This is a genomic window from Desmonostoc vinosum, from assembly GCF_059505385.1.
Window position 1 is genome coordinate 22,987 of record NZ_JCACKM010000061.1, and the last position, 17,182, is coordinate 40,168.

At 41.4% G+C, this 17,182-nt stretch carries 13 protein-coding genes; 9 read left to right on the plus strand and 4 right to left on the minus strand.

The features are described 5' to 3' along the window. The first annotated feature begins 58 nt into the window (after window positions 1-58). From AC5JMF_RS10845 to AC5JMF_RS10855, 3 genes are all read left to right on the plus strand, one after another. Window positions 59-2,401 carry a CHASE2 domain-containing protein gene (locus AC5JMF_RS10845; RefSeq protein ID WP_495795716.1) on the plus strand — a complete coding sequence of 781 codons (2,343 nt, stop codon included), beginning with the start codon at window positions 59-61 and terminating at the stop codon, window positions 2,399-2,401. 526 nt (window positions 2,402-2,927) lie between these two features. After that, entirely contained in the window at window positions 2,928-4,046 is a 1,119-nt protein-coding gene (locus tag AC5JMF_RS10850) for a Gfo/Idh/MocA family protein (RefSeq protein WP_495795717.1), read from the plus strand. 166 nt (window positions 4,047-4,212) lie between these two features. Then, window positions 4,213-4,746, plus strand: a complete 534-nt coding sequence (locus tag AC5JMF_RS10855) for a CAP domain-containing protein (protein ID WP_495795718.1) — start codon at window positions 4,213-4,215, stop codon at window positions 4,744-4,746. A gap of 145 nt (window positions 4,747-4,891) precedes the next feature. Here AC5JMF_RS10855 and AC5JMF_RS10860 read toward each other — a convergent pair whose 3' ends face one another. After that, window positions 4,892-5,848, minus strand: coding sequence for a 50S ribosomal protein L11 methyltransferase (locus AC5JMF_RS10860; RefSeq protein ID WP_495795719.1), 957 nt, complete (start codon window positions 5,846-5,848; stop codon window positions 4,892-4,894). 63 nt (window positions 5,849-5,911) lie between these two features. On the opposite strand from AC5JMF_RS10860, the gene AC5JMF_RS10865 reads away from it, so the two are divergent. Together AC5JMF_RS10865 and AC5JMF_RS10870 are read left to right on the plus strand one after the other, a co-directional pair. After that, window positions 5,912-6,190, plus strand: coding sequence for a helix-turn-helix domain-containing protein (locus tag AC5JMF_RS10865; protein ID WP_495795720.1), 279 nt, complete (start codon window positions 5,912-5,914; stop codon window positions 6,188-6,190). Window positions 6,191-6,531: 341 nt separating this feature from the next. Continuing rightward, window positions 6,532-7,083, plus strand: a complete 552-nt coding sequence (locus AC5JMF_RS10870) for a 3'-5' exonuclease (RefSeq protein ID WP_495795721.1) — start codon at window positions 6,532-6,534, stop codon at window positions 7,081-7,083. Window positions 7,084-7,432: 349 nt separating this feature from the next. On the opposite strand, the gene hisG is transcribed toward AC5JMF_RS10870, so the two are convergent. After that, on the minus strand, window positions 7,433-8,080 hold the full coding sequence (gene hisG, locus AC5JMF_RS10875; protein ID WP_495795722.1) for an ATP phosphoribosyltransferase: 648 nt from the start codon (window positions 8,078-8,080) through the stop codon (window positions 7,433-7,435). Between the two features lie 229 nt (window positions 8,081-8,309). On the opposite strand from hisG, the gene rppA reads away from it, so the two are divergent. Then, complete coding sequence (gene rppA / locus AC5JMF_RS10880; RefSeq protein ID WP_495795723.1) at window positions 8,310-9,023, plus strand: two-component system response regulator RppA; 714 nt, start codon at window positions 8,310-8,312, stop codon at window positions 9,021-9,023. Between the two features lie 2 nt (window positions 9,024-9,025). On the opposite strand, the gene AC5JMF_RS10885 is transcribed toward rppA, so the two are convergent. Beyond that, window positions 9,026-9,211, minus strand: a complete 186-nt coding sequence (locus tag AC5JMF_RS10885) for a hypothetical protein (RefSeq protein ID WP_495795724.1) — start codon at window positions 9,209-9,211, stop codon at window positions 9,026-9,028. A 542-nt stretch (window positions 9,212-9,753) separates the two neighbouring features. Here AC5JMF_RS10885 and AC5JMF_RS10890 point away from each other — a divergent pair. After that, window positions 9,754-12,162 carry a bluetail domain-containing putative surface protein gene (locus tag AC5JMF_RS10890; RefSeq protein ID WP_495795725.1) on the plus strand — a complete coding sequence of 803 codons (2,409 nt, stop codon included), beginning with the start codon at window positions 9,754-9,756 and terminating at the stop codon, window positions 12,160-12,162. Between the two features lie 299 nt (window positions 12,163-12,461). Then, a complete protein-coding gene (locus tag AC5JMF_RS10895) occupies window positions 12,462-12,644 on the plus strand; it encodes a hypothetical protein (RefSeq protein ID WP_495795726.1) in 183 nt (60 codons plus the stop codon). Between the two features lie 24 nt (window positions 12,645-12,668). On the opposite strand, the gene metH is transcribed toward AC5JMF_RS10895, so the two are convergent. Beyond that, window positions 12,669-16,211: a methionine synthase gene (gene metH / locus AC5JMF_RS10900; RefSeq protein ID WP_495795727.1), complete on the minus strand. Its 3,543-nt coding sequence runs from the start codon at window positions 16,209-16,211 to the stop codon at window positions 12,669-12,671. Window positions 16,212-16,597: 386 nt separating this feature from the next. On the opposite strand from metH, the gene AC5JMF_RS10905 reads away from it, so the two are divergent. After that, complete coding sequence (locus tag AC5JMF_RS10905; protein ID WP_495795728.1) at window positions 16,598-16,942, plus strand: hypothetical protein; 345 nt, start codon at window positions 16,598-16,600, stop codon at window positions 16,940-16,942. Window positions 16,943-17,182 lie beyond the last annotated feature (240 nt).

The window sequence follows — 17,182 nt, forward strand, 5'->3', positions numbered from 1 at the left end:
ATGTCAGCTTCTGCCTGCCGCTAAGAACTGTTGTAACTAAATCAATCAGTAACATAATATGGCAGAAGAACCTACATCTACCTTAACTAAAAAACCAGTCTCTACTGCCAATAGACTGTCAACTAAACCGACACAGGCAACTGTAACAGCATCAACGCGCCAGTCACAGCAAATACTGCGTTTTGGTCATTTACTTGCTGGGGCTTCAGCCATAGCAGCAGCGATGCTAAGTGCTTTGAGTTTAGACTTCGTTCAAGTGATAGAAAATCAAGCGTTTGCTAATTTTTTTCAACTGCGCGGGGCAATTTTCCCCCCGGAAAACATTGTAATTTTGGCGATAGACGAGCAATCAATATCAGTTCCCGAGCAGTACTATAAACTAGATCCGCTACAATATGCCGACTTAGAACCATTGAAGTCTTTTCCCTACAAACGGGCTGCATATGGACAAATAGTTGCAAAATTGATGAAAGCAGGTGCGCGGTCTGTAGGTGTAGACATAATTTTTGATACACAAAGCAGCTATGGAGATACTGACGATCGCCTACTGCAAGCTGCATTACAAAAATATGGCGGCAAAGTTACCTTAGGGGCACTCTACGAAAATTTTGAAACGCACCAAGGGACATTCATGCAACTGACACAGCCGCAACAGATGTTTCGTAAAGGGTCAGTATCCGTTGGTACAGTGAATTTTCCTCTAGAAGTTGACGGCAAAGTTCACCGACTGGCCAGCGAGTTTCCCAAATTGTTGGGGCAAGAGAGTGTTTTTACAGCCAAACTACCCTCATTTGATGAAGCGGTACTGAGGGGGGCGCAAATCAATTATTCCCAACCGAAAGGCGATCGCATTTACTTTTGGGGGCCAACAGGTACATTTGAGCCGATACCTTTATGGTACGTACTAGATGAAGAAAACTGGAACAATTATTTACAAAAAGGCAAGTTTTTCAAAGACAAGATAGTCTTGATTGGAGCTACAGCTCAGTTAAGCAATGATTATCACCCCGTAATCGCTAGCCCTGATCGGATGTCGGGAGTAGAAATTCACGCGAATGCGATCGCCACATTGCTTACAGATAAAGCGATTGGTGAAGCGATTACTAGCCCAGCATTGCGGGGTTTATTTGTATTGTTTTTAGTTGGCGGTACAGCCTTCGTAGTTACTAGAAGCAAGCGCGGAATTACTAGGTTTTTCCGGAGTATAATCATCGCTGGTGTTTGGGGTGGGACTTGCTACATATTATTTATCTATAATCAGTTAATTTTTCCAACTACTTTACCAATACTAGCGATCGCCTGCAACGGACTGTTTTACCTGGGAACTGAAGTCGCTAGGGAAAAGATGAGAAAACACCAATTGGTGAACATCTTTCAGAAATACAAAGCTTCCCCTATTGTTCAAGAGATTATTAGTCAACAAGATGATTTCCAAGACTTAATCCAGCAACGAGATTTGGCTGTATCCGGGAAAATGCTCGCCAACCGCTACAAAATTGTCAAAGTTCTCAGTTCAGGTGGATTTAGCGAAACCTATGTTGCAGAAGATACACAGCGTCCTGGCAATCCCCAATGTGTAGTCAAGCAACTAAGACCCGCTAATCCCCAATCTGAAGGATTGCAATTGGCGAGACGTTTATTCAACTCCGAGGCGCAAATACTCGAAAAATTGGGCACGCACAGCCAAATACCTCAACTTTTGGCTTACTTTGAAGAAGACGAAGAATTTTACTTGGTTCAAGAATATGTAATAGGTCATCCTTTGAGTCAAGAGTTGCCACTAGGCAAACCCCTTTTAGAAACCGTAGCGATCAAAATACTACGGGATTTATTGCAAACATTAGCATTTGTTCATGAAAACGGTGTGATTCACCGCGATATTAAACCCAGCAACATTATCAGACGACACTCAGATGGCAAACTAGTACTGATCGATTTTGGAGCTGTGAAAGAAGTTTCGACAATCCGTAACCAAGAGCAAGAACACAACCCCTTTACCATTGGTATTGGCACTAGAGGTTATGCACCCAGCGAGCAATGTTTTGGGCGTCCGCAGTATAGTAGTGATATCTATGCGATCGGCATGATTGGCATAAAAGCCCTGACAGGTATAGCTCCTCATGAATTAACTCGCAAAGCTGATGGAGAGTTAAACTGGAGCGACAAAGCACAAGTCAGCAACTCTTTAGCAGAGATTCTCTCTAAGATGGTGCGGGATGACTTTAAACAGCGATATCAGTCTGCATCGGCAGCTTTTAAGGTAGTTGATGAGTTGATCACTTTTCAAAGCAGACATTCTCAGCTACAAGACGACTCATCAACAGATACTTTAACCATAGAGGATGCTGATGCTTGTACCGAACTTTGGATAGAACCATCTAAAGACAATTCTGATGACTAATAACTAATAACGCAATCTACACGGAAAATAGTGCAATATCTAGGCGCATTAGCTTATGACTCTTGAAGCGAACGCGATATAACTAGATATAGCAATCCTAAATCATTCGTGAGAACTTCGGGGATCTGGACACCGCGAATTTTCACAAATCAGATCGGACTCATAAGCTAATCTGCCTTTAACTTGCATAATCCTTTGCCTCAGAAAGACGCAAAGAGAAGTTGCGTGCGGGGGTTCCCCCCGTTGAGCAAACTTCGGAGGACGCGCTTAAGGGGAGACGCGGGGATGCAATTTGAATGATTATTAGCTTATTTGATTTGGTGAAAAAACTCCATATACCTTGAAACTCTCTTCTATCCTACTCCCTACCTACGTAAATAATTTCATTAATCAAGTCAGATTCCTATATATTTCCTAAGTATTATTAGAGTTTCCCTCATTGGTAGGATTGAAAATTTGCCAAATTTTATCACTGTAAAAGAGTGATTCTTGGTAAACAAGTTCTTCATCAAGAGGTTTAAAAATAATGGCTACAAACGAAAAGCAAAAAATTCGTTACGCTGTTGTCGGTTTGGGTTGGTTTGCTCAAGACGCTGCCTTACCTGCGTTTGTCCATACCGATAACTCGGAATTAGTTGCTTTGGTTTCCGATGATCCTACTAAACGTGAAGAACTCAGTAAAAAGTATAGTATTCAGCATACTTACTCCTATGAAGAATACGAGGACTGTCTGACAAGCGGCGAAATAGATGCAGTTTACATTGCACTACCTAATCACCTGCATTGTGATTACACCGTGCGTGCAGCCAACCAAGCAATTCATGTGCTGTGTGAGAAGCCAATGGCTGTCACCGAACAAGAGTGTGAAGCAATGATTAAAGCTGTTAGAGATAACAATGTGAAGCTGATGATTGCCTACCGCTTACATTTAGAGCCTGCAAACTTACAAGCAATCGAAATTGTACGTTCAAAGCAAATTGGTGAACCACGCATTTTCAACTCAGTTTTTACTCAACAAGTAGAGGAAGGCAACGTTCGTTTACGAGAGGTTGCAGGTGGTGGTACTTTGGATGATATCGGTATTTACTGTATTAATGCTGCACGTTATCTATTTGAAGATGAACCGCTAGAAGTATTTGCTGTTGCTGCGAATAAGGGAGAACAGCGCTTCAGTGAAGTCGAGGAAATGACTAGCGCTATTTTACGTTTTCCCAATGAGCGACTGGCGAGTTTCACTTGTAGTTTTGGAGCTGCAAAAGTGTCAACCTATCAGGTTGTAGGTACAAAAGGCGACTTGCGAGCAGAATCTGCTTACACTTGGCAGGGAAGATTAAAACACTATCTGACAATTAATGGTGAAACCCAAGAACGCGCTTTTGATGCACACGATCAGCTAGCGGCTGAGTTTACATATTTCTCAGATTGTATTCTACAAGATAAAGACCCAGAGCCGTCAGGTATGGAAGGATTAAACGACGTTCGCATCATTCAAGCACTTTATCAATCGATTGAGAAAAGTCAGCCTGTTAAGATACAAACTCTTGATAGGCATCAACGCCCGACATCAGCTCAAGCTATCGAACATCCTCCAGTTGAGGAAAAGCCAGACTTGGTTAATGCGGCTTCACCTGGCGGCAAGTCTTAAAAATTGACATGGGAACAGTAGGAATTAATTGCAGACTGTTCCCAAAAGAAAAACCTAGTGACCCGAGGAATAAGTGTTATTGCCAATTGCGAATTAGTGTAAATATTAGGCAATTTGTTCAATTAAGAGTAATCTGGTGATGGTCTAAAAGTTTACTTCTCAGAAAATGATGAGAACAATAATCTATGGCATCACTTTAGGGAGCCTTATTCTCACCAGTGGAGCCGACGCTGTTTCTGCACCAGATGAAACTTCTACGTCCAAGTTTTCAGGCAAATTAAGTCAAAATCGTCAAATTATTGCACAATCTAACATCAACACCACTGCTATAGAACGGGCAGTTTTTCAGGAAATCAATAACTATAGAGGTTCAAAGAATCTACCAGTGCTGTTACGCAATTCTGCCTGCGATAATCAAGCAAGGATTCACAGTCAGAATATGGCAAAGGGTAGAGTCTCGTTTGGGCATAGTGGGTTTAGCCAGCGAGTTAAAGCCATTGGTATTCCCTTTATCGCTGCTGGCGAAAATGTTGCTTATAACCAGGGCTATACAGACCCTGCTAAACAAGCTGTTCAAAGCTGGCTCCGCAGTCCAGGGCATCTTGCTAATATCAAAGGAAAATACAATCTCACGGGGATTGGTGTTGCTGTTGGCCCTAACAGTAAAATTTACGTAACACAAATTTTCCTTAGAGTATAGGTTTGGCAGAATTTCAGCATTTTTTCTCAAATTTTAATACTGTAGTCACCTTGCAATACCTTCGCCGAAAAAGAGTACTGGGAGATAAAGCTAATTTTTAAATTGGTGAAGGTATTGATTTAATATGAATCACAACTTTCCAGCCTCATTTTAAGCGATAGACAAGTGCCACCCACTCATGCGATCGCTCACAACCAACGAACTCAAATCCTGCCTGTGTTAAAGCAGTTGCAACATTTTCCTCATTATCAACGGTGAAACCTGATGTAATCAGTAGCCCTGGATTTGTGTCAGTCTGACGTAGCGCACACTGAAATTCATCGGCAAGGGTAATACTCACCCATGGGAGGATATTCGCAGTAATCAAGTCAAAGCTCTTTTTAGCTGGGATTTTTTGGATGTTGTCGGTAATATCTTTGTTCATCCAATGTCCCAAATCGCTTCCAGCTCCCAAACTCCCTGCCATGACACTAACCTGCTGCTCTACTCCATTCAAACGCACAGTGTCTTGAGTTGCCTGCACAGCAATCATGTCATTGTCTAGTGCTAAGACGTTTGCTCCCAGCTTTGCCATTGCAACACTGAGAATACCTGAACCCGAACCCAAATCAAGAACATTCATCCCTGGAGAAATGTAACGCTCAATCAGTTTCAGGCAGGTAGCAGTTGTTGGATGTAAACCGCTGCCGAAGCAGAGAGTTTTGTTCAGTCTCAAAATTACTTCCTCTGCTGCCTGCGATTGATCAGGTAAACTAGGACTCAGGATAACGAACCTGCCAATGCGATGAATAAAGGGATTGATTACATCTGTGTCTTTTGGCTTCTCCTCAATAAAACTTTGCCGAATTGCTGTTGCTAATCCTGTACGGTGCAAGGGTAGCAGCAGATTAACGATTTTTTCTGTACGTGTGTGCAAATGAACATCGCAGGCTAAATATAAGCTCATCGTAAATGCCCAGTCTTGTTCATCCAAACTAGATTGGTTGAGTTTGGCATATTCTCTAATCTGCACGTCACCAATATTAATGGTCTGAGCAATTAATGTATAGACCCAATCCACACCCTCGTGTGTTGTGTTAAGACTCAATTCCATCCACGGCATGTTTTCTTCTGGATAAAGGTCAAAGCTAATAAGAGATTATTATGTTACACATAAGTAGTCTAAATGTTATATTACTTAATAATTTTTAATACTCTGTTAGAATTATTCTTAGATAGCAATCTAATTTGGATTGCAAGGAAGGCAACTCTCAATATGCAGAGGCAAGGCATTTCACTAGCAGAGGCAGCAAAGCGTTTAGGTGTGAGTCAGAGCTTTTTGTATACCGCTATGCAGAAAGGACAAATCTCGACCTTTAAAAAAGATGGCAGAACTGTACTTTCCACCAGTGCATTAAGGGATTATCAAGTTAGGCAACATCCCATTTCTGATTACAGGCTTTAAACGTTCAAGAGATTGAACACGCATTCATGCAGTTTTAAATCATAATTAGCCGCTTATAGAACCCCGGATTTTTACAAGGAATTCGGGGTTCTTATTAAATAATTCGTAATTCGTAATTCGTAATGACGCGACGCTCCTGTGTCGCTCTAAGCGAAGCTATGCCGTAGGCTTTACGCTATCGCGGACTCGCTACCGCTGCGAAGCGCGTAATTAAGTTTTGTAATAGGGATTTGACCCCAACACAAAACTTGCCGGTTATGGAACCGGGGGACTTAAACCCACGGAACTTGTTAAGAATGAATAATTTAGAATTGATATAGAAACATTTAAAAAAATAACTTATGACTAATTATTTTTTAGTAGTAGATGTTGAAGCAACTTGTAGCAATGATGATAGTGTTCCTCGTCATGGAATGGAAATCATCGAGATTGGTGCAGTGATGCTAAATCGAGAAACATGGGAAATTGATTCAGAATATCAACAATTCGTTCAACCTGTAAGACATCCGCAGCTAACAAAATTTTGCACCGAACTGACTAGTATTTGTCAACAAGATGTTGATCAAGCACCGCAATTTCCAGAGGTGATTTCTCATTTTAGAGAATGGTTGAAATCCTTTCCTAATTATATTTTTTGTTCTTGGGGAAACTATGACAAGAAGCAATTTATCCAAGATTGTAAGTTTCATAATATCCCTTATCCTTTTGCATCGGAACACAAAAATATCAAAGAAGAGTTTTCCGAATATCTATGTGTATCTAAAAAATTTGGCATGGCCCAAGCTCTTGAGTATCTGGGGATAGAGTTGATAGGCACACATCATCGCGGCATTGATGATGCCCGCAATATTGCATCAATCTACAGACATATTCATACTCAAAAAATCAGATGATTCATAGACGAGTCATATAGCAAATGGTTGATGAAGATTGGTACAGAGAAACCTAAACGGCATAGTACTGACAGGGAAAAATTCAACCTGTTGCTAGCAGAATTTGGTATGAAAAATTTTATGCAACTACCTTAATCTTCTTCCAACTCCATCTTTATTCCAAAAGTTTAAATGGGTATCGGGGAATTCACGCATTCACGCTTTCACGCATTACAATCTCCATAAATAATAGTGATTGTATCCTTTTATTCTTCGATCAGGAGTCACCACTGAGCTTGGCAAGTTGCTAGGAGACTGGGGATTGGGTAATTATTTTTCTCCCTCATCCCCCTCATCCCCCTCATCCCCCTCATCCCTCCTCCCTACTCCCCACTCCTCGCAACTTGCTAATAACATCACTGAGATTACTTGCGTTGAGACGGTAACTCAAAGGATGAACAATCAACCGTGCGGTACTTTCATACAAAGTGGCAATCTCAATCAGACCATTTTCTCGCAAAGTCCGCCCTGTGGAAACTAAATCTACGATCGCTTCTGACATGCCTGTAATGGGGCCTAACTCTACTGAACCATAAAGTGGTACTATTTCCACAGGTAAATCTAGACCTTGGAAATATTCACGAGCGCAATTGACGTATTTAGAAGCAACTCTACCATGAGGCGGCAAGTCTAAAGGCGATCGGTAAGAGCTGGATGCTTTAACTGCCACCGACATGCGACAATACCCAAACTGCAAATTAACCATGTGTGCGACTTGTGGCTGTTTCTCACGCAACACATCGTAACCGACAACACCTAGCTGTGCTTGACCATATTCTACATAAACTGGAACATCCTGTGCCCTAACTAGTAGCCCTTTTGCTTGTCCACTAGCATCAGAAATCTGAAGTTGACGATTTCCAGAATCTAAAAAAGCACTAAAATCTAAGCCTACACCCTGTAGTAGACGGATACTATTTTTGAGCAGTTCTCCTTTGGGCAATGCAACAGTTAGCATTCTTTTTCTTGATATCCTTGGCGTTTTGACGGTTAATAATATTAAATCAGTGAACAGTTATCAAAATTTCAAATGTTTATTTAAAACTCGATTGCAACACATCGTTTATGGAAGCGAGAGACTCTGACTCACCTTGATAACTGATACTTCTCCTGTCGGAGACGCTACGCGTAGCAAGTTCCCGCAGGGTATGACTTTGCTCAGTACAAGTAACTGATAACTGAATCAAATGCTTAGCTCAAGCAGCATAAGAATTTTATTGGTTGATGATGAAGCAGAACTAACCGACCCTTTGAGTCGCCTGTTAACGCGTGAAGGTTACACAGTGGATGCCGCTTATGATGGTACAAGTGGTAGCGAATTTGTGCAAGTAGGCAACTATGACCTATTAATTTTAGATTGGATGCTACCAGGAAAAACGGGGTTAGAGATTTGTCAAGAATTGCGACGCCAAGGTAAAACTACGCCTGTCTTATTTCTTACAGCCAAGGATACCTTAGATGACCGTGTAAAAGGTTTAGATGCGGGTGCAGATGATTATTTAATTAAACCGTTTGAACTACGGGAATTACTAGCACGAGTTCGTGCTTTATTGCGTCGTTCTGGTTCTCAAGCTTATGACACTACCGCCACTAGACGTCTTATCGTAGCTGATTTAGAACTCGATGCCGACAACCAAATAGCTTATCGCCAAGGGCGAATTATTGAACTATCACAAAAAGAAAGCCAGCTGTTGCTATATTTTATGGAAAACACTGGACAGTTGCTAACTCATGCACAAATTTTGCAACATCTATGGCAAGATGACGAACAACCTAGCAGCAATGTCATAGCCGCATTAATTCGCTTGCTACGCCGCAAAATAGAAGTAGGTAAAGAAACTCCGTTGATTCACACAGTTTACGGCAAAGGCTATCGCTTCGGTGCTTCCTCTGTAGACTGAGCTTAATCATTCTGCTTGAGTACCCAATCTAGGTACACGAGTAAGTAGCAATCTTCAAAACTCTGGCGTGTATATTTTACCTGGCCTTGAGGATCTAAATTTGGATCATTGAGGTGTGCTTCATGATTTTGAATTGTATTTTGGAGAACATTATATAACCGCTGTAGTTGTCGCTTTGGCAAATTCAACGATATTTCTGTTTCTGCAAAAAAGGCTTATATCGAGTCTTCGCCTTTACTCATTGCTTCACATTATAATATTTATTCATGATGCGATCGCACTTTCACTGAATCTAGCAAGAATTAAATCACTTTTATTTGTAACCACAATCATAAATTATCTTTCAAAATAAAGAAATTTAATCGAAATCCGGTAGGTTAATTGCTTACTACATTACACTTCCTTACCAGATATTAATTTAGCCGACAGAGTAACTTCTCACACACTAGAATAATCTTGCTTACTTAATTCAGCGTTGTAGGTTGTGTTGTTGCCAAGCACAACACATCATCATTGCCTCAGTAGATTATGACTTTTTTTCATAACGCACTCTACCAGCTTAAAGCTTTGGTGAGTTGATTTTTGACTCATGTGTATACCATGGATTCCTTATAGTGATTGAAAAACTCCATTTTCTATCCAGTTGCAACAAAAAAATTGAGATTCAAATTCCTCTAATTCTGCTTCTTTCCTGTCCCTTATTCTTTCTCAGTAAACAGACATCAAATTTATGACATCAACTACAACTTATACCTACAACTCTAGTGGCAACCTCATCTCTGAGAAGATAGACAACAACAGCGATGGCATAGCAGAGTCAATCATCACCCGTGATTTGATATCTCAAACCACTAATTCCAAAGTCGGTGAAATTGCTCGATCTGTCATTAACTATACCTTCGACGCGAGAGGTAATAAGACATCAGAACTCACCGACTTAAATAATGACGGCAAGGCTGATAGCGGCACTATCTATGCCTATGATTCTAGAGGAAATAAAATATCGGAAAGTGCTTTTTTCAATGAAAATATTACATTATCTGAAACATTTTATACTTATGATGAAAAGGATAACAAAATCGAAGCTCGATTCGAGACCTTATTCACTATTTTCTACACTTATGATGCCAGAGGCAACTTAATATCTGAAAATATTGACTTGAATGGTAATGGCATAGCTGATGACGGTTTTGACGAGGATGGAGACGGCATAATTGATTATGATCCTTCTCAAATCTATACTGCTACCTACGATGCCAAAGGTTACTTAACAGGCAGTTTTCCTAGCAGACTACCTGGTGATTTTGATAGTAGCGTAACAACCGAAACCTATAAATATGATGTTAATGGCAAACCGACACAAATCACAGCTCAAACTTTCGGTGGCAGCAGGTTTTATGACACTAGAATATATACGTATACTTATAATTCTGAGGGTAAAGTAACATCTTATCAGCAAACAATTGGAGATGTTTCTGTAGCGTATTTTTCAGGCAATCCATTTATAGTTAATTACACTTATGATCCTCAAGGAAAGCTAGAAACTGAAACTTATTCCGAAACCGGTCAAGTTGATTCTGATCGCGTTGTTAATAGTGTCAAAACTTACAACATCAATGGCAATATAGTATCTTATGTCAGTACCATCTCTGACAGCGATCGCAATATCATATCTAGCAGTAGTTACACCTCTACCTACAATACCAACGGTAAATTGATATCAACAAGCTATGATGACAATGGCGATGGGATAGCTGACAGAATTACTACTTTTACTTACAACACTAACAACAAACAAACATCTATTAGTGAAGACTCCAATGCTGATGGCAAACCTGATTACGTCACAAGCTATACGTATGATGGTAGAGGTAACTTGTCATCTATTAGCCAAGACTCGAATGGTGATGGTAAACCTGAGGAGGTTACCACTTTTATTTACGCTCGCACATCTTCTACCACAGATAATAATAATGATGGCAAGCTTGATGCAGTTACAGCTTACATCTACGATGTCAAAGGTAGGTTGATATCAGAGCAATTCGACAACAATAATGATGGCAAAATTGATAAAGTCTCGACATATAGCTATGACACCAGTGGCAAGCTAGTAACCAAGAAAGTTGACACAGGTAACAACGGCACCATTGATGCAGTCACCACATATATCTACAATGCCAAAAGTCAACTAACATCAGACAAACTTGATAAAAATAATGATGGTAGCATTGATACAGTCTCGACATATGGTTACAACACTAGTGGCAAGCTAGCAACCTATAAAGTTGACACAGGCAATAATGGCACCATTGATGCAGTCACCACATACAACTACAATGCCAAAGGTCAACTCACATCAGAGAAATTTGATAAAAATAATGACGGTGTAACTGATACGTTAACTAGTTACTTCTATGATAGTAACGGTCAACTGATATCAAAAACCATTGATGATGATAATCCAGTCGAGGGTTTGGTTCTCAAAGGTGGCAAAGGTAATGATGAATTAGTTGGTGATGCAGGCAATGATCAAATTAGTGGTGGAGACGGTAACGATGAACTGTTGGGGTTAGCAGGTAATGACGAAATCTTTGGTGGCAATGGTAATGATGAACTGGTAGGATTTGATGGCTATGACCAACTTTTTGGTGACAACGGTAACGATGAACTCTCAGGGTTTGATGGCAATGATCAACTCTTTGGCGGTAACAACAATGATATTCTCAATGGTGGTGCTGGTGGAGATATTTTAACTGGTGGTAATGGTAGCGATACATTCGTTTTTCATCAACTGAAAGATTCGTTATTATCCAATTTTGATGTAATTAAAGATTTCAAAATTGGCACAGATAAAATCGATGCACCAAAAGCTATTAGTGCCGCTAATGTTATGGAATTAGGCAGTATTAGTACTCTCAGTGAGTTTAAAATTCAAGGCTTGTTGGATGCAACTAATTTTGTTGCTAATCAAGCGGCAACGTTTAGTTTAGGTAATGCCAGTACAGATCCTATTAATAATTCTAATCGACGAACATTCTTAGCTTTGAATGATGCTGTTAGTGGTTTTAATGCCAAAACAGATGCCATCATTGAAATTACTGGTTATAGCGGTAATTTATCTGCACTAGCGATTGTTTAATCAGAGTTCACGAATGTGTATATTAGATATTTTTTATCCATTACGTAAACCAAAACCTTCCTGCGGGAACGCTAAGAGCGAACAAGTCGGGGAACCCGATGACACTTGCTACAAAGGGGGAAACCCCAATGCGAGTTGTTCATGGGGGAAACCACGCCAGTTCCTACAACGGGGGGAACCCCCGCAAAGGACTGGCTCCCCAAGACCACACTCGCTCCGCAACGCACTGCCTTGTCTTTGTGCCTAAGAAAACTGGCTCTAGCTGACATCTGTAATTTTGCTCATAAGCATTAGACCTCTTGCAAAAGTCGGATACTCGCCAGAAAATAAATTTTCTGGCTGATAACTCAAGTCGGTTTCAACCGACTAATAACAGTATTTTTAGTCCGTTTCAACGGACTTTTGCTATTAGGCAGAGACTTGAGTCTCTGACGGTTCAAGTATTTTTGCAAGAAGTCTATTCATTACCCCCTTTTCATTGACAAAAAGGGGGCTAGAAACTAAAGTTACGCGCTGAAGTATTTCGCTACTGGGTGATAGGTAATAATCGCCGTTGTAGACTGTTCTGGATAAAGTTGTTCACTTTCATCCATGTATAGATTAATCTTGTCAGTTTCCAACAGTTCCAGTTGCTTATACTGATCCTGAATATTTGGACAAGCCGGGTAACCAAAACTATACCGCGAACCACGATAACGCTGCGCCAACATATCCCGAATATTAGCAGGTTCCTCAGCACCAAAGCCCAACTCCCGGCGAATTCTGGCGTGTGTCCACTCAGCCAACGCCTCTGCTATTTGCACCGCCAAACCGTGAAAATACAGATAATCAGTGTATTGATTACCCCCAAACAACTTTTGAGCGAACTCCGTGGCAATTTCCCCTACAGTTACCGCCTGCATCGGAAACACATCAATTATCCCCGACTCTTTCGGTGCGAAGAAATCTGCAATACACAACCGCCTCAAAGACTTCTGTCTGGGAAACTCAAAACTTACTCTTACCTCTGCACCTTCGCGGTGCGTTTCATAAACATACAAAGTATTTCCCTCAGCCTGACAAGGAAAATATCCATAAATTATCTGTGGATGTAACAAATTCTCCTCAATAATTCGTTGCTTCCAAACCTCCAGCACAGGATACACCTTCTGCGTCAAAAAATCCTGATACTCTTCCTTAGATTGTTCCTTCGGCTTGCGGAATTGCCATTGTCCCGCAATCAAAGCTTGTAAATCCAAATGCCAGAATATTTCTTCAAAGGGAATATCACCAGGCTGCAATAACTTTGTTCCCCAAAAAGGTGGCGTGGGACGTTCAATATCTATCGCTACGGCTTCAGAACGGCGGGTATCTGTGGGGAGTGGGGACTGGGGATTTGGGGTAATGGGGACTGGGGAGTCTTCGTTGACGAGTTCTAATTTTTGGTTATCTAATTCTGTAGTTTCAGCAACATCATCCAAAAATCCTTGCAAATCATCCCAGTTACCAACAGTCTTGGCAGGCATTAATTTATCCATGAAATGCAAATCAGAAAAGGCATCTCGACCATAAACAACTTTACCCTTATAAGTGTTTTGGCAATCTTCATGGACAAATTTAGGTGTCAGTGCCGCACCGCCTAAAATCACGGGTACGGTAATTCCCTTTTCGTTGAATACCTCCAAATTCTCTTTCATAAAGGCGGTGGATTTTACTAGCAAACCACTCATGGCAATACAATCAGCTTTATGCTCTTGGTAGGCTTGGATAATGTTTTCCACCGGTTGCTTAATCCCCAAGTTAATCACCTTATAGCCGTTGTTTGATAAGATGATATCTACCAAGTTTTTACCGATATCATGGACATCCCCTTTGACTGTGGCGATGATAAAGGTTCCCTTGGCATTATTACCAGATTCCGACTTTTCCATGAACGGTTCTAGAAAAGCTACCGCCGCTTTCATAGTTTCCGCAGATTGCAAAACGAAAGGTAGCTGCATCTGTCCGGAACCGAACAATTCACCCACTACTTTCATGCCATCTAGCAAGAAAGTATTGATAATCTCTAAGGGGGGATATTGTTCTAAGGCTTTTGTCAGTTGTGCTTCTAAACCAATGCGTTCGCCATCGATAATATGGCGCTTGAGACGTTCTTCGATGGGAAGATTTTCGTCAACGCCGCGATCGCGTTTTGTCGTTACCCCTGCAAACAACGTGGTAAGCTCAGTCAAGGGGTCGTAAACGCAGACATTACCCTCAAATTGACGCTGATCATAAATTAACTGGCGACAAACTTCTTGATGATGTGCCTCAATTTTGGCTAGTGGTAATATTTTGCTAGCGCTAACTATAGCTGCATCCATTCCCGCCATCATCGCCTCATGCAAAAACATCGAGTTCAGCACTATTCGTGATGCCGGACTCAGACCGAAAGATATATTAGAGACACCCAAAATTACATGGCATCCTGGTAATTCTTGGCGAATGCGGCGGATGGATTCGATTGTGGCTTTGCCGTTTTCCCGGTCTTCTTCAATCCCTGTAGAAATAGGTAGAGCCAATGTATCGAAAAATATCTCCGTAGGAGGTATACCATATTCTACAGCTTGACGGTAAGCCCGCCCAGCAATCGCAAACTTTTTCTCGGCTGTCCGCGCCATGCCATCCTCATCGATAGTACCAATGATTACGCCTGCACCGTACTTTTTCGCCAATTCCAGCACCTTCAAAAAGCGCGGTTCCCCGTCTTCATAGTTGGTGGAGTTCAGCAAGCATTTACCACCAGCTACTTTTAACCCCGCCTCCATCTTTTCCCATTCGGTAGAGTCGAGCATTAAGGGGAGGGTAATATTATTGACGACGCGAGAAACTAACTCGTGCATATCCCGCACACCGTCACGTCCTACATAGTCCACATTGACATCAAGGATATGTGCGCCTTCCTTTACCTGACTTCTCGCCATTGACACCAGTCCATCCCAATCTTCCGCGTTCAGCAATTCGCGGCACTTTTTAGAACCACTGGCGTTGAGACGTTCACCTACAATCAAGAAAGAATTATCTTGGTCATAAGGTTGAGTTATATAAATTGATGCAGCCGCTGGTTCTAAGCTAGGCTGTCTAACTTTTGGCTTCAAGTCTTTGGCAACTTCTGCTAATTGTTGAATGTGTTCTGGACGCGTCCCACAGCAACCCCCGATCACTTGGACACCCAAATCTTCAACAAAATGCATTAGCGCCATGCGTAATTCCACAGGTGTTAAACGGTAGTGCGCTTGACCACCAACATTCTCAGGCAAACCCGCGTTAGGAACACAAGAAACAATAAAAGGCGAATGTTCCGAGAGATATTTGATGTGTGGTTTCATCAAGTCTGGGCCAGTGGCACAGTTGAGACCGAGAATATCAATTTTATAGGGTTCTAAAATTGTTAGTACAGCACTAATTTCTGTACCTACCAACATTGTCCCCATGCTTTCCATTGTTACAGAAACCATCAACGGCCGGCGATCGCCTTTTTTAGCAAACACCTCCTCAATACCATTCAATGCAGCTTTGATTTGCAGCACATCTTGGCAAGTTTCCACAATAAATAAATCAACACCACCATCCCACAGTGCCTCTGCTTGTTCAGCAAAGGACGCCTTCATCGTGTCAAAGTCAATATGTCCCAAAGTTGGCAGTTTAGTTGTGGGGCCAATAGAACCGGCGACAAACCGGGGTTTATCTGGCGTAGAAAATTCAGCAGCCACACGCTTCGCCAATTCAGCAGCTGTCTTGCTGAGGTAATAAGCCTGATCTGCCAAATCATACTCAGCTAGTACAATCGAAGCACTACCAAAAGTATCCGTTTCAATTACATCTGCACCAGCAGCGAGAAAGTCGCGGTGAACCTTAGCGACAGCTTCAGGTTTAGTGTGGACTAAATATTCGTTACAACCTTCATACTGAGGGCCGCCGAAATCATCAGCTGTCAGATTTTGCGTTTGTAAATTAGTTCCCATTGCACCGTCAAAAACGATAACCGGGCAATTTGGACTATGCAAGCGTTCAAGGAAAGAATGAGTCATAGTTTCCTAGAGAAAATAAGGAAATGTCAGTGAGTTTTGTGATACTGCACTTAATCTATTATTTTCCACAATTGCGAGAGTGTCGTTAGGGTTTGATTAAATGGGGGAGATGTGGTTCGACTCCGCTCACCAACCGGGAGATGAGGGAACGCGGAGAATAATCAATGACAATTCCCCATTACCCCTCATCCCGACTCCCTCCGAGAGCGGGAACCCCAAGTTCCCCATTCCCCAGTCCCAAGGATGTTTTATAAAAGTTTCTTGCACGATTGCTATCAAAACGCTATAAACGTTATTTTGATTAGGGTTGCAAAATTAAAGTAGCTGTAACCGTTGATAAAAAAAACTAGTGTGATTTTTCACTCATCGTGTAAGGATTACAGATAATGCAAGTTCTAAAAAGATCCATCAAGCCAGAAGCCTATATCTCTTTCCTTTACATTTACCAAACTACTTGGGGGACTGCTGGTGATATCTGTTTAGTCCGTGAATCTGTAGCTAATTCTAGTACATCAAAGTTTGTCGGTCATAAACTTCACCTAGCTTTGCCAAAAGGGATGGAACGTCATCGCGTGGCAGGCTTTCCAGTAATTAAAGTTGCTGGCAATGTAGGCGACGGACATCCTAAAGATCACCCACTGGAATGGGAAGTTTATGAAGGGGTAGATATAGAAACAGCGATCGCAGTACTCAAACCTTGGGGTTTCAAGTTAATTGAGTCTACCAATTAACTCTAATCACGACAACAGAGTTGCATTTGTTTTTATCGTTTCCTGCTTCTAAAAACTCGCGACTGAGTATTTAATACTCATTAATGAGTCTTTGAGCTTCACTAATGAGTATTTTAACTCAGTCAAAAAGAGGAAAGGAGGCAGGGGACAGAACCCCCATAAAGAAATTGACTTACCCTGTATCATTTTCTTTTTCGGTTATTCGTTGAGCATACATTCCATAATAGAGTTGAGAGTCTC